Genomic DNA, 26,334 nt, shown 5'->3' with positions numbered 1-26,334 from the left:
ACTGTTCTTATAGAAGAGTCTTACGATTCTAAGATCTTTTCAAGCTTATGAAATGGAGAAATTAAATTAATGGAAGATTCAATTCGTGATTATTTTGTGACACTTTCTTACGATATTGCCGATGGAATCAGAAACCCTGAAGAATATTCAACCAAAATTTCTATGATGCTCATGATTTTAACAATTGGCTTCAGTGTTGAATACCTCGGTTTAAAAGTAATGAAGAAACACTTTAAAAGTGTTAAAACTTATTACAAGATCCGACCTATTTTTAAAAGTCTTATTCGAGGTATTATGATTTTAATGACTTTAAAAACTTGGATGCAAGCCCTCGACACCTTTATCTTGCTCATTTTTATCGCCTTACTCTTTATCTCAATTTTTGTTAAGGGGATGATTAATAATCTAATTGCTTGGTTTATTATTGAAAAAAGGAAACATTTCCGTATTTATGACCGTTTGGAAATTAATGGTGTCAAAGGTGAGGTAATAAAAATTGGTTTTATCCATTTCACTATGGTGGAAATCAACAATTGGCTCTCTTCTGACTCACCGACAGGACGAACAATCAAGATTCCTAATAGTGTTATTTTTGATGATAATATCTTTAACTATACCGCACTTAATCATTTTATCTGGCACGAAATCAGTTATACACTGACCCATGAAAGCGATTGGCAACAGGCTCAAGTAATTATGAAAAAAGCTTGTGATCAAGAATTTTTCAAACAAAAAAATAGAACTTTCCCCGAAGTTACTGATTTTGAAAAAGAGATGGAGGCTATTGAACTATCTGATGGGACAACTGAACCAACCTTCTTGATGGATGTGACCGAGGTTGGCATCGATGTCAAAATACGCTATCTTGTTCATTATAAAGAAGGCGCAGCTACAAAAACAGTCTTGCATCAAGCTATTTTAACCGATTTTAATAACTCTAACACTATTCACTTTGCTAACTTCAATGTCGAAATTGTAAAAGTCCCTTAAAAAATAAACCTAACAGCTTCTAACTGTTAGGTTTATTTTTATTCATATTTTGTAAAATACTCTAATACTTTTAACTTATCAGTTTCTTTTATAATATCAGCCAGAATAAGTGGATGTTCATTGAGATAATGTAACACTGAAAAAAACTCTTTTAATTCAGACCTTCCCAGATCATGCTTTTTCAACCCCAACAACACCACTACTTGTACTTCGCCATTTCCCCACTCAATAGGAGATGTCAAGGTAGCAAAACTAATGCTCGAATGCCTCACTTCTTGAGGATTGCCGTGAGGCAAAGCTAACAGATGACCAATTCGAGTACTAGACGTCTCTTCTCGATGACGAACAGATTCTAAATAAGAGGGCGCAACATATCCTTTTTTAATTAATTTTTGAACCATTTGAGTGATAACTTCTTTTTTTGATTTTTGATCTATCTGAGTCTCCACTAAGAAGGGTTGACTAAACAAACTAATATCAAAATGTTTTGTCGGTAAAGATGGCTCATACTCTACTAAAAAGGCGCGCAACAAAGTTAAATCACGTTCTTCCAATAAAGGGGAAATTTCTAAAACTTGGAGCTTTTCATGTTGATAAGGAACCGTACTAATAATAAAATCTAAGTCATTTAAATTATTATAAACTTCCAACTCTGCAATAGATAGTAACTCTAAGATGTCAATTGTCGGAAAAATCCGTTTAATTTTAGCTTCTAAAAATGCTGATACTCCCATACCAAATTCACAAATAATAACTGATTTAAACGTCCGTTTCGCTACTTTTTTCTGTCGTTCAATTGCTCCTTGTAAATGAACAGTTAAATAGGCAATCTCCTCTTCTGGCATTACAAGATTAGTCTCTTCCAATAATTCTTCGACTAAAACTTGGATTAACATAAATAACTGTGTATAAGCCCGCATAATTTCTACTTTTAATGGATTTGAAATATGAAACCCGCTATTAATGCGCGTGAAAGTCGAATCCAAATGTTGCTGTAAATTATTCCTTAAAATACAATCCTCAGATAAATCAATTTCGAGTAATTGTGAGACTTCCCTTATCAAAACATAAGTTATTTTCTCCACAGTTTGCTTCATTTCTTCATAATAAGCATCTGTTCTTCCTTCATTATGAATATTAAAACTCGATATTCGTAAAGCTAAATAACCAATTTCATCTTCTGGAAAACTCAACCCTAGCTGTTGAGTCAACTCCGTCGTAATGTTTCGGGCATATCCTAGTGCTTTTGAATGCTTGATTAAATCCCACTCACTAGTAGATAAATATAGTGACTGATGATGTTTAATACGCTCAATCATAAATAAAATATGAATTGTAATACTATTTAAAGGGTTATTTTCAATCGAAATTGCCGTTTCCCGACTTAAAAGATTTAAAGAATGATTGACTCGTTCAATCATTTTAGCAGGAAAAAAATCTAACAACCCTTTGCCATCTTGGGCTTGTTGATTAATTTTCTTCATGACTTGAGCTAACAAATCGCGCCTTTCCCGCTCACAACCTTCAATATAGGTCCCCAAGCGTGGCTTACTAATAATATCAAGCTTATATCCCTTAGTTTGTTCTCGTAAACTATCAATATCTTCCCTAATAACCGTTCGATTAACGTATAAGCGCTCAGCTAACTCATCTAAAGTTAAAGGGTGCTGAGACATCAATAATGTTGCCAACAATAGTTCTTTGCGACTTACATCATCAGATGCTTGCTTAGAATCCGCTTGCAATAATTCCCTCATTAATTTTCGACGTTCATATGGGCTGATTGCCAAGCTAATGCCCACACCAGGCTTCTTAATTAAGTTAGCTTCATAGTGACGAGCGACTAATAACTGGCTAATTTGCGCCAAATCATTCCGAACAGTTCTAGTCGAACAGTGACTTTGATTGGCCAATTCTTGTAATGTATATGACTTATCTTTATTGACCACTAAATATTCTAGTATATTTTTTTGTCGTAAATTCACCTTAGCCCTCCTTTTTCAAAAAAACTCTGCCTATGCTATTTAAATTATAACATAGGCAGAGTCTACTCTATTCACTTTATTTTAACGGACAGTATCAAGTAAAGACATTACTTCACCTTTGGTAGCAGCTACTAATAGCGCTTCTCTAAATTGATCATCCATCAATTTACGAGATAACATTTGTAATATTTTCAAATGAGCATCAGTCTGATTATCAGCTGGAACTGCAATCATAAACATTAATTTAGTTGGCTCACCATCTAAACTAGCCCAATCAAGCCCTTCAGGACAACGAGCAAAGACAACGCTTGGCTCTTTCACAGCTGAAGATTTGCCATGAGGAATCGCCACTGACATCCCAATTCCTGTTGTACTTTCAGCTTCGCGAGCCAGGATTGCTTTTTTAAATTCTGACGTTGACGTAATTTTTTCAAGTTCACCAAATTTGGCAATCATCTCATCCATAACCTCTTCTTTGGTTTCACCTTTAACATCTAAAATTAAAGCTTGATCAGACACAATATCCGTTAATTTTTCAAATTCTTCTTTTTCTTCTTCAATTACTTCCTCAACTGTTTCAATGACAGTCTCTTCTGTTGAGATAGCAACTGCCACTTTTGTTACATCTTTTTTCAAGAACTGTAAACAAGCAACAGTTACTGCAATCCCTGCAGCTACGGCTACGAAAAACATTAAAACATTATCAACTGCACCTAAAACTGCGACGATAGGACCACCATGAGCTACATGATCGGTCACACCACCTAACATTGCAACGACACTACCTGTCATTGAGCCGGCAACAATACTTGGGATAACCCGTAGCGGATCAGTTGAAGCAAAAGGAATAGCACCTTCAGTAATTCCAAATAAGCCCATTGCAAAAGAGGCTTTCCCAGCTTCTTTTTCAGGTTGCGTAAATTTATTTTTCAAGATAAATGTTGCCACACCCATTCCTAACGGTGGCACACAAATGGCTACTGCAATTGGTCCCATAATATTAAAATTACCTTGAGCAATCATTCCAGAACCAAATAGGAAGGCCACTTTATTAAATGGACCGCCCATATCAACAGCAATCATCGCTCCTAAAATCAAAGCTAAAATAATCTGACTACCACCTTGCATCCCAGCTAACCACGTTGATAAACTTTCAAATAGAACGGCTACTGGACGACCAATCACATAGATAAATGAAAAACCAACAATAACTGATGACACAACCGGAATAATAATGATTGGCATAATGGATTGAATTACTTTTGGTACTTTAATTTTTTTAATACCTAAAGCGACAAATCCTGCGATAAAACCAGCTAAAATCCCACCTAAAAAACCAGCTCCAGCTTCACTATTATATAAGGCACCATTCGTAGCAATCATCCCGCCAACAAACCCAGGAACTAAACCTGGTCTGTCTGCAATACTATGGGCAATAAAAGCAGATAAAACAGGGACCATAAGTCCCATTGCAATTCCACCAATATCATTGACAGTTGCCCAGACACTTCCCGCAGGAATCGCAATACCGTTTGGTCCAGGGACACCACCTAGTGATAAGGCAATTGCAATCAATAAGCCACCTGTTACAACAAATGGCACCATATAAGAAACACCATTCATTAAACTCTTATACATTGTTTGACCCACACTCGCTTTTTTAGCGTTACCTTCTTCAGTCGAGGCAGTGGCTGTGCCTGATAAAACTTGACCTTGGTTAGTCAAAATTTGATTGACTAGACTCTCAGCTTTATGAATCCCATCTTGAACGCCCACTTTAATGACTTGTTTACCAGCAAAACGCGACATATCAATCACCGTATCCGCTGCAATAATAACACCTTCTGCTTGCTCAATCTCAGCACTAGTTAATTCATTTTCAATCCCGATTGAACCATGTGTTTCAACTTTAACTCTAACACCTAATTCTTGTCCTTTTTTCTCTAAGGTTTCAGCCGCCATGTAGGTATGGGCGATGCCAACCGGACAAGATGTGATAGCAACAATAGTTTTTTGTGACATTTTCTCACTCCCTTTATTTTCTTCACTATTAGTGTAACATCACGAAAGAAACTATTTAATCCAAGCTTTTTGCAAAAGTTGTGGCAAAAATAAATTTAATAGCTAGGGAGATGCTTACCACTGCCACAACACGTTAGATACTTACCATATACTCATATGATTTCGTGCTATTACGGCTTATCGATCACCAACAAACTACATGTACTATGACAGATTAAACGTTCTTGTTGATCGATTATCTCAATCTCCCAGATTTGAACCGTCTTTCCAATTGATATAGGCTTAGCTATCGCGTTTAAGCGACCTTCTTTAACGGATTTAACATGACGTGAATGAATATCCATGCCTACTGGAATTTTTTTAGTGGTGTCCAAATAAGTTGTTGCCCCTAAACTAGCAGCCGTCTCTGCCATCAAGGCAGAAACCCCTCCATGTACTAAACCAAACGGTTGACGATGACATTCCTTAATATCAAGTTCTAGGACAACCCGATCTTGACTGACTATTATTTCCTTAATTCCTAAAGTTTCTATTGCTGTCATATAAACTACTCCTCTTCTCTTTTTCTTACTTATTATTAAATATCAAAACGAAATGATATACAAACATTTTTTCTTTGCTTATAATAGAACTATTACTAATTAAAGGGAGTCGAAATTAATGAATTGGACAACAATCAAAGAATACCAAGAAATTTTATTTGAACAATATGGACACATTGCAAAAATCACAATCAACCGTCCACATGTACACAATGCTTTTACCCCACTAACAGTTTCAGAAATGATTGAAGCTTTCACAATTTCACGTGATGACGCGAGTATTGGTGCAATCATTTTAACAGGAGCTGGAGATAAAGCCTTTTGTTCCGGTGGCGACCAAAGTATTCGTGGAAATGGGGGCTATATTGACGACCACAATATTCCTCGTTTAAATGTTTTAGATTTACAACGTTTAATCCGCATCATTCCAAAACCAGTTATTGCTATGGTGAAAGGCTGGTCAATTGGTGGGGGAAATGTCCTACAATTAGTTTGTGATTTGACAATCGCTGCTGAAAATGCTGTTTTTGGTCAAACAGGCCCTAATGTTGGTAGTTTTGATGCCGGCTATGGTTCAGGCTACTTAGCTCGTGTTGTTGGTCATAAAAAAGCTAAAGAAGTTTGGTTTACTTGTCGTCAATATTCAGCACAAGAAGCTCTTGATATGGGATGGATCAATACAGTAGTCCCATTAGAGGAAGTCGAAAATGAGACGGTTGCCTGGGCCGAAGAAATTCTTAAGAAAAGCCCAACTGCCATTCGTTTTATCAAAGCTGCTATGAATGCTGACACGGATGGATTAGCTGGTTTACAACAATTTGCTGGCGATGCTACTATGTTATATTATACAACGGATGAAGGACGCGAAGGCAAAAATGCTTTCTTAGAAAAACGTGATCCTGATTTCGAAAAATTTCCTAAATTCCCTTAAGGAGCTTAGTTATTATGGAAAATTGGTTACTAAAACGTGCCCGACTAACGCCTAATAAAATTGGCCTTGTGTTTGAAAATAACAATTGGACTTTTTCAGAGCTAAAAATGTGCGCTAATACCTTACTAAACCAACTTTACCACCATAAACAGTCACTCTCACGAGTGGCTGTTTTAGGTAGTAACGCGGCAGATTTTTATCACCTTCTATTAGCCTTACATTTGGGTAATATTGAAACAATCATCTTAAATAATCGTTTAACTGCCCAAGAAATTAAACAACAAACCACTATCGCTCAACCTGATTTGATTATTTTTGAAGAAAAATTCACTGAAAAACTAACACTTAGCACAACTGATTATGACAGTCTTAGTTTAGAGTCTCTCAAACAAATCAACAGTGACACCGCTCTAAGTTTCAGTGAGACCACAATTGATTTAAGCCAAACGACAACTATTATGTTCACTTCTGGTACAACTGGCACACCAAAAGCAGTGAGACAAACTTATGAAAATCACTGGTCTAGTGCGATTGGTTCAGCTTTAAATCTTGGACTATCCCAAGATGACACCTGGTTAATGACTGTCCCACTCTTTCATATTAGTGGGTATTCAATGTTAATCAAGGGGCTGATTTATGGACAAACAGTTTGTCTAATCGCTAAATTTAATCCCGATACTATTATTAACACCTTAACAACTTATCACGTCACTCACCTTTCTTTAGTCCCGACTATGCTAGAGGTTTTATTGAACAATCCTAGCTTTAGACGTCTAGGATCGCAACTAAAATGTTTACTTTTGGGTGGAGCTGCACTTTCGATTGATACATTGGAGCACTGTATCCGTTTGAATTTACCAGTCATTCAATCATTTGGTATGACCGAAACAGCCTCACAAGTTGTTGCCTTAAATCATCACGATGCTCGCAAAAAAATAGGTTCTAGTGGGCTACCTCAACTTGCAATCTCATTAAAAATTGCTGATACAGTTGAGCCCTATTCAACTGGTGAAATTTTAATTAAAGGTCCCAATGTTACTCCCGGATACTTAAATTCTCCACTAGAATTAACAGAAGATGGTTACTTTAAGACCGGTGACTTAGGCTATTTAGATAACGAAGGATTTTTATTTGTCAGTGGGCGTCAAAAGGAATTAATTATTTCTGGTGGAGAAAATATTTATCCTTTAGAAGTCGAATACCAGCTTAAACAACTTCCTATGATTAAAGAAGCTGCTGTCATTGGAGAACAGGATACTTATTGGGGAGAACGCGTTGTCGCTTATCTTGTCGTGACTGATATAGATGATTTTAATACAGACGCTCTAAGTTTATTATCAAAAAAAATCGCCGCTTACAAATGTCCTAAAACATACTATCTAGTAAAAGAATTACCCAAAAATGCCATAGGTAAACTAATAAAACGAGAATTACCAAATCAAGAAATTATTCGATTGATTCAACCGACTAGATAAAAGAGACCTTCAAGGTCTCTTATTTATTATTAATTTTTTCACTTATAAATAACAATTTTTTTGTAAAGACAGTCAAATAGTATTATGATTAATACGGTAACAATTATTTTGAGACATTAAAAAGGAGTTTTAGATTTGACTAGTCACACAAAGAAAAAGTTTGTTACAACTTATTTCGATCGCACAAAATTAATTTTTATTGCAAAAGGAATCTTAGTAGGTATTACGGCTGGTTTAGTCGTTAGCTTATTCAGAGTCGCGATTGAAAAAATGTTCCATCTCACTAAAACTATTTATTATTTTCTACACAGTTCTCCGATTTGGCTCTTACCTTGGCTGGGTATCTCTATCTTATTAGCTATTATTCTGGGACAATTCATTAAAAGCGACCCTTTCATAAAAGGGAGTGGCATTCCCCAAGTGGAAGGGCAAATTGCAGGTACATTAGATGGTGACTGGTTTTCCGTTCTGTGGAAAAAAGGATTAGCCGGCATCTTGGCAATCTCATCTGGCTTATTTTTAGGTCGTGAAGGGCCCTCTATTCAACTAGGTGCTGCAGCCGGACAAGGGATTAACCAGTTACTTAAGGGAAATACCATGTCAAAAAAAGTCCTACTAGCTAGTGGTGCTGGTGCTGGTTTATCCGCTGCCTTCAACGCTCCCTTTGCTGGCTTATTATTTGTCTTGGAAGAAATCCAACACAATTTTTCACCTGTTGTGCTTCTCACCACCTTGTCAGCTACAACTACAGCCAACTTTATCTCACTGCATTTTTTTGGTTTAACCCCGATCCTATCATTCGGTAGTATCACTCGTCTACCACTTAAATACTACTGGTTATTAATCGTATTTGGGATATTTTTGGGAATAGCAGGTGTTATTTACCAAAAAACATTGCTAGGAATGCCCAGATTTTATCAGTTATTTAAAAAAATACCTAATTATTACTACGGTATTATTCCTTTGGTTTTAGTGATCCCAATAGGTTTTGCTTGGCCAAATTTATTAGGTGGTGGCAGTGAAGTTATTTTTATTCTTGCCGACAACAAGTTGCCTTTACTCACCCTCTCTGGTATTTTACTTTTGAGATTCGCTTTTTCCATGATTTCTTATGGTTCTGGTTTACCTGGCGGTATTTTTCTACCGATCCTTTCTCTAGGAGCTATTTTAGGGACTTGGTTTGCCAGTGCAAGTTTTAGCTATCTTAATATTAATGACTCCTTCACACGGAATTTCTTAATTTTAGGTATGGCCGGTCTTTTTACAGCTATTAGCAAAGCTCCCCTGACTGCTTGTATTTTAATTACCGAAATGGTCGGAGACTTCCAACAGCTTATGACCATTGCTGTGGTCTCTCTTGTGGCTTATATTGTCGCTGATTTATTAGGCGCCTCACCGATTTACGAAGCTTTATTAGAAAAAATGACTGGTGAGCCTGAAGAAAATATTGCTGGGAATAAAGAGATCATTGAAATATCGCTGCATACTGGTTGTGATTTAGATGGCAAAATGTTAAAAGAAACAGACTTTCCTGTAGATTGCTTAGTAGCTAGCATAACCCGTGGAGAAAAAGAATTTATCCCCAAAGGTGACACACTCTTACTGGCGGGAGATAGATTAAATATTTTGACTCATGAAAAAAATGTCGCTCATATTAAATCACAACTCCAAAAACAAACAAATCATTATTTTTAAAAACAAGTAGTCTCAAGACTGCTTGTTTTTTTATTTGACATAAAAAAATAAAAGAAAAAATACTTTTATTTTTAAATGCTATGATAGTAACAACTTTATAATAATAACTATTGGAGGTATTAAGTAAAATGGAAATGACCGAAGAAGACGTTAAATTAATGGTAATGTACAGTTGTGAGTACTTAAATAGTGCTATTATTGCAATCAACAATACGATGGCAATGAATAGTAATAATACAATGATCCACTCTCAATTATTAATACAGCGTGAACAGATGGAAGCTAATTTAAAACGTTTTGAAACTTTTAAAAAAAATATTATCTAAAAAAAAAGCTATCCCTAAGGATAGCTTTTTTTATTTATCGTCTTTACCGACAGATACTTTTTTTAAATTTTTTTCAATATGTACCGCAAAGTCTGGCATGTAACTAGACATTGGTACTTCTTTCACAACATCACCAGGTTCTGGTGCCATAATCATTTGACCATTGCCTGAATAGAACGCAACGTGATGTGTTTGGCCACGAGCACCCCAGAATAACAAGTCACCAATTTCCATATCATCAAAGTCGACAACTGGACCGGCAAATTCTTGTTGAGTTGTAACACGTGGTAGGTTAATTCCTAAATCACGGTAAACATATTGCACAATACCTGAGCAGTCAAAACCTAAAGGTGTTGTCCCACCCCAAACATAAGGCACTCCCAAATATTCACGCGCTTTGATAATAACATCATTTGTAGAGGTTAATTTCCCACGTTTTGTAATTTTACGACCTTTCTCAATCAATAATTTATCTTTTGGATAGATTAAGTTAGGGTTTTTAATTTTTTTATTCAGTGACATTATTTGTTTCACTGATACTTTTTCTTTTTTAGCAATTTTATTTAACGTATCATGAGGTTTCACGATGTAATAACGATTCTTAGTTGTTTTAAAGTTAGCACCATTATCATACATTGTTAAATTATAAGCTTCAATAATACCATTTAATTTCTTATTATAACTAGTATCCGTTGCATAACGTCCAGTTAAAAATTTAGTAGCATCTTTATATGAATCCGTATTTTCTTTCCAGGTTCCAGCATAAAACTTAGAATTTCCTCCAACACCATTTTTCAATAGTTTAGCGTAATCTTCTAATGACTCCTTATAGCTTGGATATTTTCTAAAACCAGCTGAGATTGAGTACATACTACCGTTACCAGAATCTTCTAGCGTTTGGAAATTAGCAGTTCTTCCTTCATAACTTCCTTTGATTCCGAATAAGTTATAATTAGGCGCCGTAGCTAAGGCACTATTTCCATAAGCACTCTCTAATGAGGCTTGAGCAATCATAACTGATGCATAAATTCCATATTCTTCTGCGACTTCCGCTGCTAATGGACCAATTGCATCGATAAATTCTTGTGATGTTTTATTAGGTAAAACACTAATAATTCCATCTTTTGGTTGCCATAAATTTGTTGTACTTGCTTTATTAGTAGCTTCTTGACGAATAATTTCATTACGAGCTTGCTGTTCCGCTAATTGCTTCTCTTTTTCTAAGCGGGCTGTTTCTTCTTTAACTTTTTGATCGGCTGCTTGTTTGGCTGCCTCTTCTTTAGCTTTTTGCTCAGCTGCTTGTTTGGCTGCCTCTTCTTTAGCTTTTTGCTCGGCTGCTTGTTTGGCTGCCTCTTCTTTGGCTTTTTTATCAGCCTCTTCTTTAGCTTTTTGCTCAGCTACTTGTTTATTAGCTTCTTCTTTAGCTTTTTTATCAGCCTCTTCTTTAGCTTTTTGCTCAGCTACTTGTTTATTAGCTTCTTCTTTGGCTTTTTTATCAGCCTCTTCTTTAGCTTTTTGCTCAGCTGCTTGTTTATTAGCTTCTTCTTTGGCTTTTTTATCAGCCTCTTCTTTAGCTTTTTGCTCAGCTACTTGTTTATCAGCTTCTTCTTTAGCTTTTTGGTCGGCTGCTTGTTTGTCTGCTTCTTCTTTAGCTTTTTGGTCGGCTGCTTGTTTGTCAGCTTCTTCTTTAGCTTTTTGATCGGCTGCTTGTTTGTCTGCTTCTTCTTTAGCTTTTTGGTCGGCTGCTTGTTTGTCAGCTTCTTCTTTAGCTTTTTGTTCGGCTTCTTCTTTAGCTTTTTGTTCCGCTTCTTCTTTAGCTTTTTGGTCTGCTTCTTCTTGAGCTTTTTGTTCGGCTTCTTCTTGAGCTTTTTGTTCGGCTTCTTCTTTAGCTTTTTGTTCCACTTCTTCTTTAGCTTTTTGGTCTGCTTCTTCTTGAGCTTTTTGTTCCGCTTCTTCTTCAGCCTTTTGGTCTGTTTCTTCTTCAGCCTTTTGGTCTGTTTCTTCTTCAGCCTTTTGGTCTGTTTCTTCTTCAGCCTTTTGGTCTGCTTCTTCTTCAGTTTCTTCTTTATTAGAAGCAATTGTCTCTTCTGCTATTTCATCAAAAGATGTACTTGCTGCAACAGTCACCATCGGTGCGGCTAATGAATTAAAAAGTAAAACACTTGCTGCAAAAAACAACGTTAATTTCTTCAACTACATCACCTTTTATTCTATATTTTTTGTTCCTTAAATAAACTTTTCAACTTATTAATAATAGCATATTATTCTATAAGATATATATCGCATTTTATACAAAAAAAGTTAAATTTAGGCATTTATAATCATAACATATTAACCTAATATATTCATTAATTTAGATCAATTCATTCACAATAAATTTACTTTTTTTAGTTGTTAAACTTACATTTAACAATGATACCTAGTATAAAATAACTAGCCATACCTTTTAGTTTTCCTTATTAATTTTGATTTCAATTTTGAAATAAAAGAAGAACACTCTATATAATAATATTAAATTTAATTTTTTTCAATCTTTAATACAAATATTCTTAAAATAGTCATCTTCTTTCGTTTTTACCATATAAAATATTCACAATTACACAAAAAGGTTATAAATGAGCAAAAAGAAGAACTTCAAGAAATCTATTAATTATAGACTGCTTGAAGTTCTAGGGGTAAGTATAGGTTGATATAGAGTATGTACGAAGTATAGCATGTTAATCCCAGTTTTTTTTTTCTCGTTTTATATTTTTTTAATAATTTGTATTCTACTATCAATAACTTCTTTTTATTACACTAATATCGGCTAACTGATTCAGAAAAAAACAAGTAATAATAATTAATAAAATAACAGATACTTAACATACTTATAACTTTTATTGTAAAATACGTATTTTTTATAAAAAGTCATAACCAGCCTTTTCCTACTATATTATCTAATAACCTATAAAGTTAAGTAACAATTACTTTTACAACCTCCTAAATTATATGCCTTTTTGTTCACTTTAAGAAAAATACGTATTTTTAACAGACATTTATATTGTTTAACATCTATAACTGAATATAAATACTTCCTTATAGATAAAAACAAGATAAATGGATATATTTATTTTTTTTTTCTTCATGTTATACTTAATCAAATATTACGTTAACGGAGGGCAAACATGGAAGCTTTACTTCTAAAAAAAAATGAGCTTAATGAAATTCTATTACTCAGACTCTTGAAAAATGAAGATAAAAATACCCACTATTCTACAAAAGAAATTCTTGCTAGATTAGATATTTCACACCCGACTTTATTACGTTTAATTAAAGCGATTCATACACGATTACACAAAGAAGATTTTATCCTTATCGATAACAATTACATCAGTCTCGATCCTAAATTAACAAATAAAGAAGTCAATGAAGCACTTTATTTTATTTATCAAAAAACAGTTAGCGAATCATACAAAGCCAATCTACTTTTTCTTTTAGTCAAAAACAACAATCTCTCTATTGATTTTTTATGTCAAAAACTTGATATGTCTCAACCCTATGTCAAACAACTCATAGGTGATATTAACCGCTTTATTAAGTCATCAAATGTCACAATCAGACTTAAAAATAATGTTTATCATTTTACTGGAGAGTCATGGAATATTTTTATTTTAACCTATAACTTAGATAGTTATTTATCAACAATCTTTGAACCCATCTCATGTCAAAATCCAGATAGCAATGTATTGACTCAGATAACTCGATACCTAAATTATAATCAAATCAACTCTCTTGACTATATGAAAAAGCACCGCTTAAGTATTGCGTATAAACAACTGCTTAAATTAAAAGACAAATTTGATACCATTACTATTAGTCATCCTAATGTCGACCAGGCTCTTAGTTTAATGGTCGAAAAAAACGACTTATTTTCGACCGATTTAGATACCCTAAGCCAAAATAAAAATATTAGAAAATTACTTAATTTTTTTGCCCAATTACAATTCACTAATAATATAAGCCAAATAGAATTAGCCAATTATATGTTAGATGAGTCACTAAAAACCAATAAATTATACACTGATTCGCGAATCATCGAACAATTCATCGTCTCATGTTTGCCAAAAGATATCAACTTAACTGTTAATGATTCCCTTTACCTACACTATACTATTTTTATACTACGAATATCTCAAGAGCTATTTCCTACTGACTACGTATCATTGATATATAACCAAGATTATTCTATCGGATTTGATCTTGAAGATAAGGATCAGACATCATCCAAAGTAATTTTAAAACGACTTTATGCCTCAGCTTTAATAGAGAAACACCCTAATGTGTTTAAATTGCTCGAAGATCATTGTGATTTATACGTTGGTATCCTTAATAATCTGATAAAAACCTATACTAAACGCACTTTAACGATAGCTATCGATTTGACAATGAATCCCACCACGGAATTTAGTATTCGTAAAGTACTGTCTGAATTTTTCTCACAGACAAAAATTCAAATTGTACCTAATTCATTAGATGTTGATTTAGTCATTAGTGATAATCCACTTAATTATCACCCCGATCAAGAGTTTTTCTATGTATATAATTCTCATGAAATGATTTGGTTAGAACAATTAGTTACTTTTATAAGCAGCACTTATATTAAAAAGATTTCTTCTATATGAAAAGAAAAGCACGCCTAAGGCGTGCTTTATTCATTAACTGATTTATTTTGGGCCTCTTTTAATTTCTTACGCATGATATAAAAAATAATAAGTACTAATAATAGTAATAAAATAACAATACCTATCATTATTTTCATTGTTCGACTCATACGTTGGACACTAATCGATTCTTTATTTAATTTTTTTGCAACATCACCCTTGATTTCAAAAGCTTCATTCCATTTCCAATCACCATATGGAGAATTGACTTTTATATGAGCCGTGTACTCGCCTGCTTTATACGCATCTTTTCCCATATCAACATAATGATGGAAGGTATTATTAGGTGCAAAATTAACCTCTTTAATCTCATCTCTATATAGTGTTTCTTTTCCATCTTTTTTAGTTACACTAACCTGAAATTTAGCTTCTGGCAACAAATTATTAATTGGATTATCCAAACTGATTTTTAAAGCATTTCGTCCGCCTGTCAATTCAGGTTTGACACTATTAAAAGCTAAGTCAGCTTCAATATTTTCTTCACTCTCTACCACAACTACGGGAATCGAATAAGAAAACACATTTTTTATCATACCTTTAGCTTCTTTATCTGGTTCCTGCTCTATCAATAACCCACCTAACACTATTCCTGAAAAGTTTTTTTCAGGTAACGGAATACTAAATTTGATTTCTTTCTTTTCTTTCCCTTTTAATTCAAAAGATTCGGAATAATTCGCTAACTTCGCTAACGATAACTCTTTATTCAAAACGCTTTGATCAGATGTATAATTCACAACGCCTTGATTATTTGTGGCGGCATCTTTCATTTTTGTTTTTAACGAAATGGTCCGATTACTTTCATTTTTCACCTCGACCGCTACTTCTACAGACTCTCCAGCCTCACCTTTTAATTTAAAATCAGTTTGAGAATCATCCATCTTTTGTGGTGTTTGTTTGATAGTCGGGGTGAAATTCAATTTATTTTCACTTGCCAACACTGCCTTACCTAAGCAAAAACTAGACAATGCTACCATCACAAGTACTAATTTAGTTAATTTTTTAAACATGCCATCATTCTCCTTGTTATTATTCATTCGGAAAAAAACGAGACTAAACAGTCTCGTTTTTATTTATTATTTTGTTGTTGGTGCCATAAATCCAGCTTCTTCTGTTGCTAATGTACTACTCAAATTCCAATTTAATTTTGCTGTATAGCTCCCTTTACGAATTTTACCTACTTCTGATTGAGGGATAACTAATTGGATATCCTCATCGGAATCAATTGCTGTCCCATCAACTTTTGTTGACATTCCCATTGACCAAGTTCCACGAGCTCCGTCGCCAGTTGCACTAACTAGTGATTGTGATGCTCCATCATTTAAATTAATGCTCGTTGTTTGCCATTCAGGTTTTTCAGCTGGTTCTACTTTATTTCCTGAACCTGTTGCAAAAATAGGTGCTGGATTAAAATCAATATGAGCACCTGTAATTTCTGCGCCATCGGTTCTAGTTCCCTCTTCAACTTGTTTCTTTAAAGAAGTTGCTTGAACTGATAATTCCCAATCTGGGTTGTCTGCTCCACGTAAATCAGAAACTTGAACAAAGTGCGCTAAATTTTTATTACCTTTTCTTAAGACTGGTAACTTTAAATCATTCCCATTATTTTTAATTTCATTTGAACCAAAGTCAAAATTTGATGCCCAGTCAATACGCAAAGCTCCCTTACCACCTGATTCACCACCATCTTCTGGTACTTCAATTTCTCCTCCTGGTTCACCTGGATTGGTTGGTGGTGTTGTACCTGTATCATTAGCTGTAAATTCTACTTTAGCTGTTGTTGTCACATCAGTTGGTGATTTTTCTTCCTCAGCATTTGCTAATACCGCACCTGATGTCCCTAAAATAGTTGTTGCCATAAATAAACTAAAGAATTGTGTTTTTTTCATAATTAATAACTCTCCCTGTGTTTGTTTTTTTTATTTTTTATATATAATACTCCGACTATCAGTATTACTAATAAGCCGAAATTTAGTAACTTATTGCTTGATAATTCCCCTGTCTGTGGGAAATAACCTAACCATTTAGATTGATTCTCCCCCTTGAGTCTCCCACTTCCATTATCTAAACTACTATGTGGTTTATTTGGTCTCAATGAATGTGATTCCTTATCTAAAGGTTTAACGATTGAAGAATTATTTAGTTCGTCATTCGATGCTAGATTATCACTCGGTATTTTTTCTTTTTCTGGCTTCTCTTGATCGTCAGGTTTAATCTCCGGCGGTATTGGAGGAGAGGGTTTAGGCGCATCATTCAAAAATTCAACTTGAGCATCCGTTGTAACCTCATCTATTTCATTGGCTTGACTAGCAATGCTCCCAAAACTTCCTAACATCAACCCTAATAAAGTCGTGAGTACTATTTTTTTCACTGTCACTTTATTCACTCCTTTTCCTTAGGTTTCCCAAAGGATAGCTTACCTAGATCTCTAGCATCTGGTGTCAATTGCCATGTCAATTCTGTTTGATATTGATCATTAGTTTTAGCCCAGCTTGTTCCTTTGGCAGTTTGTAATTGAATAGATAATTTAGCCTTTTCATCTGCTAAGTTATTATTAGCCAATGATTTAGTTGCTTTATCAGTAAAACTAAAGCCTGTTTCATGCTGAATACTGCTTAAACCACCTGATGACTTCCCAAAAAGTTCCAATTGCTCTAACGGAATTTGTTTTTCAACTTTAGTGAACTGCTTCGCTGAAACGTCTAATTGCCAGCCATCTTGAGCATAGCGCTGATCATCGACTGACAATATCACATCATCTGTTGCTTGGTAATGTTGGTTTAATAGTGATGTGATACTTGGTTTATAAACTAATTCACCCTCAACCTTTATACCCAACGTACCATCAGTGACTTTCAGTTTAAGTGGCTTATCTTCTGCCGTTAATTCTCCTTTAGTCAATTTGGCATTAACCAGATACTCACCAGGCTGATAACTCACCTTATCTAAATCAAGTAATTGAATAGCGTCTGTCACATCTTCAATTTCCTGTGACTCAAAATTAACATAGTTTCCTTTTAAGCCCTTTTCTTTTAACATATCGCTCACTTGTTTATCGTCTACTCGCTCACGATTTTCAATCAACTCAGGATTAACCGGTGCATTTTTTAATAACTCTTTTGATGTCACCTCAACATCGTTACCAACAATCCATAAACCAGATTCTAAAACAATCATTGTTTTATCCTCTAATACTAGGCTGTTTCCCGCACTATCTTTTAAAGTAATAGCTACTGTTTTTTTCTTATAGTTACCATTTTCATCAATAACAGAAGGATCCATTACATTTTGTTCAATTATATCTCTGTCAGTATAATCCACAGTTACCTTATTATTAGAATCTGGATTTGTATCTGTTTTTTTATTAATAAAAGTATCCGCTTCATTTGGTAGATGATTCAGTAAGACATAAATTGGATTCCTTAGTTCACCTGTAGGAGGTGTCGCATCTTTCACTTTTTGAGTAGTTTCAACAAGCAGTTTGCCATCCTTATCCATTAATTGATAACATAACTCTTTACTAGCAATTAAACGATTGTCGGCTAGTGGGACTTCAAAAGTATCCTGATTCGCAGTTAAGTTTATTTCTAACGTCGTGACTTGCCCATCCTTATCAATTAATGCGCCATCCTTACTAGAAATTTTTAATTTAGTATTAGCTAAATCTAACTTCCCCTTAGATACGATTGTCCCTTTAATAAATTCGGTCTTATGCAAGTCCGCTGGTGATGACTCGCCTTCTTTCAAATCAACTTTACGATCAGTTACCGCCACTAAATCTAGTTCAGCTTCTATTGGATTAATCGTATATTCAACATGACTTTTTTTCACTTGCTTACTAGTTAATTTTGTCATATCTTGATAATCTTGCTCTCTAACTGTAAAGTTATCTTTCACCCTTAGGGGTTCTTTCAGCTGATGTTTTTCATCGGCAACTACCGGTACTCGTATGGTCATACTTTCATAATACTCATCATCCCCATCTTCCGGGCCTAAAGGAGCTAGATGTTCAAATTGAAGACCTCCTTCAGACATATTTACTTGATAATTTCCTGGGTTAGGACCTTGAGGCGCAAGTAATTCACCACCTCCATATTTGTCATACCTTTTATACTTTACTTCGATGCTTTTTAATGTGTCATCCGTCACTTTTACATAATCATTTAACGAAGCATTAAGATGAAGTTGTTTTGTAACCTGCTTCCCAGGTTCATAGGTGATATTATAGTCATAAAATAATTGATCACCTGATTGAACAATATCTGTCGAATTATTAACAGATTCTTCTTGATTGTTGATTATTTTTTTTACATCTTGTTGATTTAGCGTATTTCCTAAATCAGGTAGTTCTTCAAATACGATGGCGTTAGTCATTGAATTACTTCCAGTAGCTCCTGTAAACCCCCAATACAACATGGATTCATTTTCGGCAGTTGCTGGATTTAATGCATCAACATCTAATGTCACAGTTCTTTCATTACCATCATACTTATATGTTATTTCATTAGTCTCTGCTTTGTATGAAACTTCAAAATCATGCCACTCCCCATTTGATTGGTGGTTTGTTGACGGATATTGAATTATCCCATCATGTCTTAGTTTATGAGACTTATCATTCGCATAATATTTTTGTTGTGCTGGATAATAACTTCCAATATGAAAATTCTTATCAGAAAATCCCTTATCTAATCCTTGACCATTAACATGACTATCAAATTCAATAGTGAAGGCATTTTGTACTGCCATTCCCCATGGTTTATCTTTGGTTTCAGTTGCTCTTCCCATAACTCCCAATGAAGAGCCAGCATTCCCCATGACAATAGTATCGCCATTTTCATCATAACCCGCTTCATTTTTCCCTGGATTGTGGATTGTAAACGTCATCCCATCTGCGGCGTCGGTTCCTTTATCACCGAAATACATTTTTGCACGCATTTTAAAATCTTTTTTTATATTTAATTTATAGGTATGCTTTGACCAAATGACCCCAATTTGTTCCCCTTCATCTGGCGTAACGAATACAACATCCGTATTAGTTGCTTTATTAGTTATAACTTTTGTTTTATTCTCTATGCCATCATGTTTAGATTTTGGAATATTGAATAAATCGGTTGTGCGTAAACCAGATGGCGCTGAAGCCACAATTTTTTCTATTTCTTCTTTTCTAGTTTCAATATTTTTCTTCTGATTTGAAGCTTCCTTACTTTTCGTTTTTGCTTCTTTTTTATCCTTTATGATTTTTTCGGCTTTAGCTTCTTCTTCGGCTTTGGCTTCTTCTTCGGCTTTGGCTTTTTCTTCGGCTTTGGCTTCTTCTTCGGCTTTAGCTTCTTCTTCAGCTTTAGCTTCTTCTTCGGCTTTGGCTTCTTCTTCGGCTTTGGCTTTTTCTTCGGCTTTAACTTCTTCTTCGGCTTTAGCTTTTTCTTCGGCTTTAGCTTTTTCTTCGGCTTCGGCTTCTTCTTCGGCTTTGGCTTTTTCTTCGGCTTTGGCTTCTTCTTCGGCTTTGGCTTCTTCTTCGGCTTTGGCTTTTTCTTCGACTTTGGCTTTTTCTTCGGCTTTGGCTTCTTCTTCGGCTTTGGCTTCTTCTTCCGTTATCACTTGAGATTGACTGACATCATGATTCTGTTTTAAATTCTTTTCATAACTATCATATTTTTCTAATAATAATGTTTTAAAAGTTAAAACTTCTGGCATATCTGAAAAACTTAACACAACATCTCTAAGCTCTTGGAGTTTATCCATAGAGTCTTCTGGTAAGTCGTCTTTTTTATCGTTCGTTTCTCGAACAATAACTCTATCAAAATAATCTTTTAACTCTTTTATATCGGTTATCTCGAAGTCACTATTGTTAATAGTACTGTTATCTGATATTTTTTCACAGATCGCCTCTAATAAATCAACAACAAGCTCTTTATGAAACATAACAAATTGATAGTCAACGCCAAAATCTTCTAATAAGTCTACCTTATCGTTACTTACTTCTGCATCTCGAATACTAACTCCTTCTACTATTGGAGATATAGGAACACTAGATAAGATGAGAGCGGATGTAGCAAGTAAATACCTGGTCTTTTTGAACATAATACCTCCTTAAGAACAAATATATTTCTCTTTGCTAGAAAACTTTAACTTTTTTTTTTTTCAAAATCAAGTACTCAGGAAATTTGTGAAATTTTGAATTACATTCAGTTAAAACCTTGAAACCACTTAGTTTTTATACCCTTTTTTGCTTCTAAATAACCAAAAAAGGGTATTTTTTCATTGTTTTTTTATTTTTTTAATCTTTTTTTCATTAATAGACACTTTTTTAAACGCATTCCTTTTAAACCATTTTCACGTTAAAAAAATAGGCATATTTTGGATACTTTTTTACGAAACTATACTTATTTTTCTTTTTCTAATAATTGTTTTTTTAAATAAAAATGACAAAAAAATAACAAGTGGTGTTTTTCACTAATTCTCCGACCTTCTGGGAATCTTTTAAAATGAAAAAAGACACGACAAAAGAGTCATCTCTCTTGTCGTGTCTTTTTTATTTGATTAGCGACCACGCATTTTCTTCTTCCATTATTTTAGTGACTTTTACTCCACTATCTTTCAACTTATTAGAAAGTAATCGTTGATACTCCTCTACTTCAACTTCTAAAGGTACAATCAATAGACGGTTAAACATTTGAGATTCTCCTTCAAAAAAAACACGTATTATCATATAATCATTAAAATAGTTATCGACATTCATACTTTTCCCCCCTAAGCATACTTGCTAATTTATCTAAGTTTTCCCACTGAGTATAGCAAATAATAGAAACAACTTTTGACCAAAAAAACAAAATTATCTCACCATATATAGAGTAAATTCATATTCTATCCTACTATTACAACCGATTAATAGATAAAAATATTGGCTCACCTCTTTTAAAATGATACACTACAGACATAACAATACAGTAATACTAGTGATTTTATGACTAGTATTAAAGGAGTTGCTTTAATGAAACGGTACGAGCGAATTTATCATTATGTCAAAAAACAAACTCAGCAGTTAACGGTTGCCGAATTAGAGGAAGGGGCTGGATTGACAACCTCTGTTATCGCCGACTACTTTAATATCCAACGTAGTAACGTTAGTAAAGACCTCAACAAATTGGTCAGAGATGGCTTAATCGGAAAAATTGACGGTCGTCCAGTTAGATATGCTACTATTTCAGCTTTCCAACATAAAGCCTTAACCAAACCGGTGAAAAGTTATTTAGAACAACCAAATACCAAACAAATTACCACTCTAAAAGGGGAAAAGAACAAAAAAACAGCTCTAACAAATAACGATATTTTTAACAAAATGATTGGTTCCAATGGGAGTATGAAAAATTCAGTCGAACAAGCTAAAGCGGCTATTTTATATCCGCCAAAAGGATTAAACTGTTTAATTATCGGGCCAACTGGATCTGGTAAAACTTATTTTGCCCATGCTATGTTTCAATTTGCCAAACTCAATAAAGTAATTGATCCGACAAAAGAATTGATTGTTTTTAACTGTGCTGACTATGCTCACAACCCTGAACTATTAATGTCCCATCTCTTTGGTTACGCTGCAGGCTCTTTTACTGGGGCACTGAAAGCTAAAGATGGTATTATTCATGAAGCTGATGGTAGCATCCTTTTCCTAGATGAAGTCCACCGTTTGCCACCCGAAGGACAAGAAATGGTATTTTATTTCTTAGATCATGGCACTTATGCCCGCCTTGGAGAAACCTCTAAAACACGAAAAGCTAATGTCAGAGTTATCTGTGCCACTACTGAAAGCACCACCTCATCACTACTAAATACTTTCGTCAGAAGAATCCCAATTATTATTCAGCTTCCACATTTCACCAATCGCCCTGCTAGCGAAAAAATTGATTTATTAAAATTAATGATGTCGATGGAAGCTACCCGTATTCAACGAAAAATAACTTTATCTGAAGATGTCGTTAAGTCACTTATCGGTAGTGTTTCTTATGGAAATGTTGGACAATTAAAATCTAATTCTCAATTAATCACGGCTCGAGCTTTTTTAAAACAAATGGATCTTCCAGAGTTAACCATTACCATGGATCAATTAACAGACTCTATTAAAGAAGGGTTACTACAATTAGCAAGTAATCGTGACGCCTTAGCTGAGTTATCAAAACATTTAGAGCCCCAACTTACGGTTGTTCCTAATGGTGATTTAATAACCTTTGAGGCTGATAGCTATGAATTACCTTATAACCTATATGAAATTATTGGGGACAAAGCCGCTGTTTTAAAAGAAGATGGCGTTGATCAAGAGGTTATTAATAATTTTATTACTACTGACATCAATGTCCATCTAAAGTCATTTTATAAAAACCATGGCTTCACCTTTGATACTGAAAACAAATTAGTCGAAATAGTCGATCAAACTGTTATTGATATCACAAAAGATATTTATTTACTCGCACAACAACGATTAGGCCAACATTTTCAAACTAACTTTATCTATGCCATGAGTCTACATATTAGTTCCTTTTTAAAACGGTCTCAAAACGGTGAGAAACTGCAACTGGAATTAAATGAAAATATTCAAAATATGGTCTTAGGTTACCCCAAAGAATTGGCGGTTTCAGAAGAAATAAAAGAAATGATTGAAAGTTATTTCCAAATCAATGTGCCACAATCTGAAAGTTATTATCTAGCAGTTTTACTGATCTCTTTAAGTGAAAATAAAAAAAATGGACGTATTGGGATTGTTGTTGCAGCTCATGGTGACAGTACAGCTTCTAGTATGGTCCAAGTTGTCACAAAATTATTAAATGCCACTAATTTGAGGGCTGTTGATATGCCTCTCGAAATGTCACCAAATGAAGCTCTTACTAAAATAATTGCAGAAGTTAAAAATGTTAACGAAGGAAATGGGGTTATTTTGTTAGTAGATATGGGATCTCTTGCAACTTTTTCGGAAGAAATCACAAAACAAACAGCCATTCCAATTAAAACAATTGATATGGTCACTACGCCTATCGTGTTAGAAGCGGCTCGTAAGACCTCATTATTAGGAACACAATTAAAAGATTTATATGACTTATTAAAAAATTTTCATGGTTATGCTTCTACATCAACCAATAAAAAGCTTGATATTGCCTTAGGTCATAAACCCAGAGCCATTATCGCAATTTGTGCTTCTGGAGAAGGAACGGCACAACGTATGAAAGAAATGATTGAAACATCAGTTAAAACACAATCAGAAATTGAAATTGAAGTCATTCCTTTGTCCGTTTTGGACATCAAAAAAATGCTACCAAAAATTGAAGCCAACTATCGGATTATTGCGACGACAGGAATTACTGACCCTAAAATAAATGTCCCATTTATTACTATGGAGTCCTTCTTTTTAAGTGAATCAACGACCATCATTAAACAGTTACTATCCAATACTCAACTCGTGACAGAAGATGTCGATGAGTTGACAGCACGTAATATTTGTATTGAGTATATGGAACAAAGTTTTTCTTTTATTAACCCTAAAAAAATGATTGACCCTTTATGGGAGTTTTCCAACACTCTAAAAAATACACTACAATTGGCAACAAGTTACTCCTTTCATATTAATTTAACCATGCATCTAGCCGGCGCCCTAGAACGTATTATCCGATTAGATACTTTAACGCTCACTCCTGAAGAGTTGGGATCATTACCAGATGAGCTGCTTTATCATTCTATAGCCAAACAATTAGAACAACTTAATCATATTTTAGGCATTCAATTTCCAAAAGAAGAGATCTATTATATTGTTCAGTTAGTTAAGAATACACAAAATAAAACAGATTTTGATGATACACTATTCGACGATACACTATAATAAATAGGATCAATACACTAATTAGTGTGTTGATCCTGTTTTTTTATTATCTCCTGTCCCCTCTATGACACCGTTTAACACTTTATTTATTTTTTGGCATGATTCTTGCATTAATAATAAGTAACTACTTTTATTAAAGGAGCTCTCTTATGGATATTCGCTTAGTTAGAATTGATGACCGTTTAATACATGGACAAGTCGCAACTGTTTGGACCAAAGCCTGTAATATTAATCGAATTTTAGTTGTTAGTGATACTGTCGCCTATGATAATTTAAGAAAATCATTATTAATTCAAGCTGCCCCACCTGGTGTGAAAGTAAATGTCATCACTGTAGCTAAAATGATTGAGGTTTACCCGGATCCGCGTTTTTCCAAATTTAAAGCGATGTTACTCTTTACTAATCCAGAAGATGTCGCACGAGTTCATCAAGGCGGCGTCATTTTTACTTCTGTTAATATTGGCGGCATTAGCTTTTCACAGGGCAAACGGATGATTACTAACGCTGTAGCTATTGATGAGACTGATAAACATTTTTTTGACTATCTTGCCTCAGAAGGCATTGAATTAGAAATACGAAAAGTTGTTGCCGATAGCAAGGTCAACTTAATTGAGCTACTAAAAAAATAGAAAAGGAGGTGATGCCCACTTAACTAACGGCTTCATGGTTTCAACTATTTCAACTTTCATTGTGTTAAATCACTGATAAAAAAGCTATTATTATTTTATTTTACTGATAATTATTGATTAGAGCACTAAAGTTTGAAAAATTAGATAGCACTAGACATATGAATTTAATAGGAGGTAACAAATATGGTAGGAATTATTCTTGCTAGTCATGGGGAATTCGCCAATGGAATTTTACAATCGGGTTCAATGATTTTTGGTGAACAAGAAAAAGTTCACGCAGTGACATTGATGCCTAGCGAAGGTCCTGAAGATTTAAAAGCAAAAATGGAAGCAGCAATTGCAACATTTGATGCAGAAGATGAAGTATTATTCTTAGTCGATTTATGGGGAGGAACACCTTTTAACCAGGCAAATAACCTTTTGGAAAATCACAAAGATAAGTGGGCAATGGTCAGTGGCTTAAACTTACCTATGTTAATAGAAACTTATGCTTCACGCTTTTCAATGACATCTGCTCATGAAATTGCGTCACATATTTTAACGGTTGCCAAAGAAGGTGTTAAGGCTAAACCTGAGGAACTAGAACCTGAAGAAGAAAAAGTTGAAAAAGTTGAAGAAATTCAACAGGCTTTACCGGAAGGGACTGTCGTGGGAGATGGCAAAATCAAAATCGGCTTAGCTCGTATTGATTCTCGTCTTTTACATGGACAAGTCGCAACGGCTTGGACACGTAATGTCAATCCTACACGTATCATCGTTGTATCAGACAACGTCGCTAAAGATGACTTACGTAAAACATTAATCACGCAAGCTGCTCCACCGGGAGTCAAAGCCAATGTCATCCCTATCAGTAAAATGATTGAGATTTCCAAAGATCCTCGTTTTGGTAAAACAAATGCCTTATTATTATTTGAAACACCTGAAGATGTTGCTAAAGTCGTGAAAGGTGGCGTTGAATTACCTGAGATTAATGTCGGTTCCATGGCTCATTCAGAAGGTAAAATTATGGTGAATAATGTTTTATCTGTCGATAAAGCAGACATCGAATCATTTGAATATTTACGCGATCAAGGAATTAAATTTGATGTTCGTAAAGTGCCAAATGACTCACCAAAGAATTTGTGGGAATTGTTAGACAAAACTGGCATGGTAAAAAAATAATTTCATATTTATAAATAGGAGGAAT

General features: G+C 34.5%; 18 protein-coding genes. 9 read left to right on the top strand and 9 right to left on the bottom strand.

All coding sequences use genetic code 11. The features are described from left to right. Positions 1 to 69 precede the first annotated feature (69 nt). Positions 70 to 990 carry a mechanosensitive ion channel family protein gene (locus tag OL234_RS01765; RefSeq protein ID WP_275469460.1) on the top strand — a complete coding sequence of 307 codons (921 nt, stop codon included), beginning with the start codon at positions 70 to 72 and terminating at the stop codon, positions 988 to 990. Between the two features lie 38 nt (positions 991 to 1,028). Here OL234_RS01765 and OL234_RS01760 read toward each other — a convergent pair whose 3' ends face one another. From OL234_RS01760 to OL234_RS01750, 3 genes are all read right to left on the bottom strand, one after another. Next, the gene (locus OL234_RS01760) at positions 1,029 to 2,975 is read right to left on the bottom strand and encodes a BglG family transcription antiterminator (RefSeq protein WP_275469459.1); all 1,947 of its coding nucleotides are present in this window, start codon (positions 2,973 to 2,975) and stop codon (positions 1,029 to 1,031) included. Positions 2,976 to 3,056: 81 nt separating this feature from the next. After that, on the bottom strand, positions 3,057 to 4,997 hold the full coding sequence (locus OL234_RS01755) for a PTS fructose transporter subunit IIABC (protein WP_275469458.1): 1,941 nt from the start codon (positions 4,995 to 4,997) through the stop codon (positions 3,057 to 3,059). Between the two features lie 170 nt (positions 4,998 to 5,167). After that, on the bottom strand, positions 5,168 to 5,539 hold the full coding sequence (locus tag OL234_RS01750) for a PaaI family thioesterase (protein ID WP_275469457.1): 372 nt from the start codon (positions 5,537 to 5,539) through the stop codon (positions 5,168 to 5,170). Positions 5,540 to 5,657: 118 nt separating this feature from the next. On the opposite strand from OL234_RS01750, the gene menB reads away from it, so the two are divergent. The 4 genes from menB to OL234_RS01730 all read left to right on the top strand — a co-directional run bounded on the left by menB (position 5,658) and on the right by OL234_RS01730 (position 9,966). Continuing rightward, on the top strand, positions 5,658 to 6,470 hold the full coding sequence (gene menB, locus OL234_RS01745; protein WP_275469456.1) for a 1,4-dihydroxy-2-naphthoyl-CoA synthase: 813 nt from the start codon (positions 5,658 to 5,660) through the stop codon (positions 6,468 to 6,470). 14 nt (positions 6,471 to 6,484) lie between these two features. Beyond that, on the top strand, positions 6,485 to 7,945 hold the full coding sequence (gene menE / locus OL234_RS01740) for an o-succinylbenzoate--CoA ligase (protein ID WP_275469455.1): 1,461 nt from the start codon (positions 6,485 to 6,487) through the stop codon (positions 7,943 to 7,945). Positions 7,946 to 8,080: 135 nt separating this feature from the next. Continuing rightward, on the top strand, positions 8,081 to 9,640 hold the full coding sequence (locus OL234_RS01735; protein ID WP_275469454.1) for a ClC family H(+)/Cl(-) exchange transporter: 1,560 nt from the start codon (positions 8,081 to 8,083) through the stop codon (positions 9,638 to 9,640). 128 nt (positions 9,641 to 9,768) lie between these two features. Then, a complete protein-coding gene (locus tag OL234_RS01730; RefSeq protein WP_275469453.1) occupies positions 9,769 to 9,966 on the top strand; it encodes a hypothetical protein in 198 nt (65 codons plus the stop codon). A 30-nt stretch (positions 9,967 to 9,996) separates the two neighbouring features. Here OL234_RS01730 and OL234_RS01725 read toward each other — a convergent pair whose 3' ends face one another. Next, positions 9,997 to 12,159 (bottom strand): glucosaminidase domain-containing protein, encoded by a 2,163-nt coding sequence (locus OL234_RS01725; protein WP_275469452.1) that lies wholly within the window; start codon positions 12,157 to 12,159, stop codon positions 9,997 to 9,999. A gap of 971 nt (positions 12,160 to 13,130) precedes the next feature. On the opposite strand from OL234_RS01725, the gene OL234_RS01720 reads away from it, so the two are divergent. Further along, on the top strand, positions 13,131 to 14,627 hold the full coding sequence (locus OL234_RS01720) for a helix-turn-helix domain-containing protein (RefSeq protein WP_275469451.1): 1,497 nt from the start codon (positions 13,131 to 13,133) through the stop codon (positions 14,625 to 14,627). Between the two features lie 26 nt (positions 14,628 to 14,653). Here the strand turns inward: OL234_RS01720 and OL234_RS01715 are convergent, their stop codons facing one another. The 5 genes from OL234_RS01715 to OL234_RS01695 form a co-directional block, all read right to left on the bottom strand. Beyond that, a complete protein-coding gene (locus OL234_RS01715; RefSeq protein ID WP_275469450.1) occupies positions 14,654 to 15,673 on the bottom strand; it encodes a DUF3324 domain-containing protein in 1,020 nt (339 codons plus the stop codon). Positions 15,674 to 15,739: 66 nt separating this feature from the next. Further along, positions 15,740 to 16,552: a WxL domain-containing protein gene (locus OL234_RS01710; RefSeq protein ID WP_275469449.1), complete on the bottom strand. Its 813-nt coding sequence runs from the start codon at positions 16,550 to 16,552 to the stop codon at positions 15,740 to 15,742. 2 nt (positions 16,553 to 16,554) lie between these two features. Further along, positions 16,555 to 17,040: an LPXTG cell wall anchor domain-containing protein gene (locus OL234_RS01705; RefSeq protein ID WP_275469448.1), complete on the bottom strand. Its 486-nt coding sequence runs from the start codon at positions 17,038 to 17,040 to the stop codon at positions 16,555 to 16,557. A gap of 5 nt (positions 17,041 to 17,045) precedes the next feature. Continuing rightward, on the bottom strand, positions 17,046 to 20,741 hold the full coding sequence (locus tag OL234_RS01700) for a lectin-like domain-containing protein (RefSeq protein ID WP_275469447.1): 3,696 nt from the start codon (positions 20,739 to 20,741) through the stop codon (positions 17,046 to 17,048). Positions 20,742 to 21,192: 451 nt separating this feature from the next. After that, positions 21,193 to 21,399 (bottom strand): hypothetical protein, encoded by a 207-nt coding sequence (locus OL234_RS01695; RefSeq protein WP_275469446.1) that lies wholly within the window; start codon positions 21,397 to 21,399, stop codon positions 21,193 to 21,195. Positions 21,400 to 21,651: 252 nt separating this feature from the next. Here OL234_RS01695 and OL234_RS01690 point away from each other — a divergent pair, with 252 nt between their 5' ends. The 3 genes from OL234_RS01690 to OL234_RS01680 all read left to right on the top strand — a co-directional run bounded on the left by OL234_RS01690 (position 21,652) and on the right by OL234_RS01680 (position 26,309). Further along, positions 21,652 to 24,519 (top strand): sigma-54-dependent transcriptional regulator, encoded by a 2,868-nt coding sequence (locus OL234_RS01690; protein ID WP_275469445.1) that lies wholly within the window; start codon positions 21,652 to 21,654, stop codon positions 24,517 to 24,519. 149 nt (positions 24,520 to 24,668) lie between these two features. Beyond that, complete coding sequence (locus tag OL234_RS01685; RefSeq protein WP_275469444.1) at positions 24,669 to 25,148, top strand: PTS sugar transporter subunit IIB; 480 nt, start codon at positions 24,669 to 24,671, stop codon at positions 25,146 to 25,148. 183 nt (positions 25,149 to 25,331) lie between these two features. Next, on the top strand, positions 25,332 to 26,309 hold the full coding sequence (locus OL234_RS01680; RefSeq protein WP_275469443.1) for a mannose/fructose/sorbose PTS transporter subunit IIA: 978 nt from the start codon (positions 25,332 to 25,334) through the stop codon (positions 26,307 to 26,309). Positions 26,310 to 26,334: the final 25 nt, after the last annotated feature.

This window comes from Vagococcus intermedius, assembly GCF_029144185.1.
GTDB classification, from domain to species: domain Bacteria; phylum Bacillota; class Bacilli; order Lactobacillales; family Vagococcaceae; genus Vagococcus_D; species Vagococcus_D intermedius.
This window is presented reverse-complemented; position numbering and strand designations above follow the sequence as displayed.

What these genes read in the sequence shown, in the direction of transcription:
- OL234_RS01765 (WP_275469460.1), top strand. Translation starts at nt 70, where the DNA reads ATGGAAGATTCAATTCGTGATTATTTTGTGACACTTTCTTACGATATT.
- OL234_RS01755 (WP_275469458.1), bottom strand. Translation starts at nt 4,997, where the DNA reads ATGTCACAAAAAACTATTGTTGCTATCACATCTTGTCCGGTTGGCATC.
- OL234_RS01750 (WP_275469457.1), bottom strand. Translation starts at nt 5,539, where the DNA reads ATGACAGCAATAGAAACTTTAGGAATTAAGGAAATAATAGTCAGTCAA.
- menB (WP_275469456.1), top strand. Translation starts at nt 5,658, where the DNA reads ATGAATTGGACAACAATCAAAGAATACCAAGAAATTTTATTTGAACAA.
- menE (WP_275469455.1), top strand. Translation starts at nt 6,485, where the DNA reads ATGGAAAATTGGTTACTAAAACGTGCCCGACTAACGCCTAATAAAATT.
- OL234_RS01730 (WP_275469453.1), top strand. Translation starts at nt 9,769, where the DNA reads ATGGAAATGACCGAAGAAGACGTTAAATTAATGGTAATGTACAGTTGT.
- OL234_RS01720 (WP_275469451.1), top strand. Translation starts at nt 13,131, where the DNA reads ATGGAAGCTTTACTTCTAAAAAAAAATGAGCTTAATGAAATTCTATTA.
- OL234_RS01715 (WP_275469450.1), bottom strand. Translation starts at nt 15,673, where the DNA reads ATGTTTAAAAAATTAACTAAATTAGTACTTGTGATGGTAGCATTGTCT.
- OL234_RS01710 (WP_275469449.1), bottom strand. Translation starts at nt 16,552, where the DNA reads ATGAAAAAAACACAATTCTTTAGTTTATTTATGGCAACAACTATTTTA.
- OL234_RS01700 (WP_275469447.1), bottom strand. Translation starts at nt 20,741, where the DNA reads ATGTTCAAAAAGACCAGGTATTTACTTGCTACATCCGCTCTCATCTTA.
- OL234_RS01695 (WP_275469446.1), bottom strand. Translation starts at nt 21,399, where the DNA reads ATGAATGTCGATAACTATTTTAATGATTATATGATAATACGTGTTTTT.
- OL234_RS01690 (WP_275469445.1), top strand. Translation starts at nt 21,652, where the DNA reads ATGAAACGGTACGAGCGAATTTATCATTATGTCAAAAAACAAACTCAG.
- OL234_RS01685 (WP_275469444.1), top strand. Translation starts at nt 24,669, where the DNA reads ATGGATATTCGCTTAGTTAGAATTGATGACCGTTTAATACATGGACAA.
- OL234_RS01680 (WP_275469443.1), top strand. Translation starts at nt 25,332, where the DNA reads ATGGTAGGAATTATTCTTGCTAGTCATGGGGAATTCGCCAATGGAATT.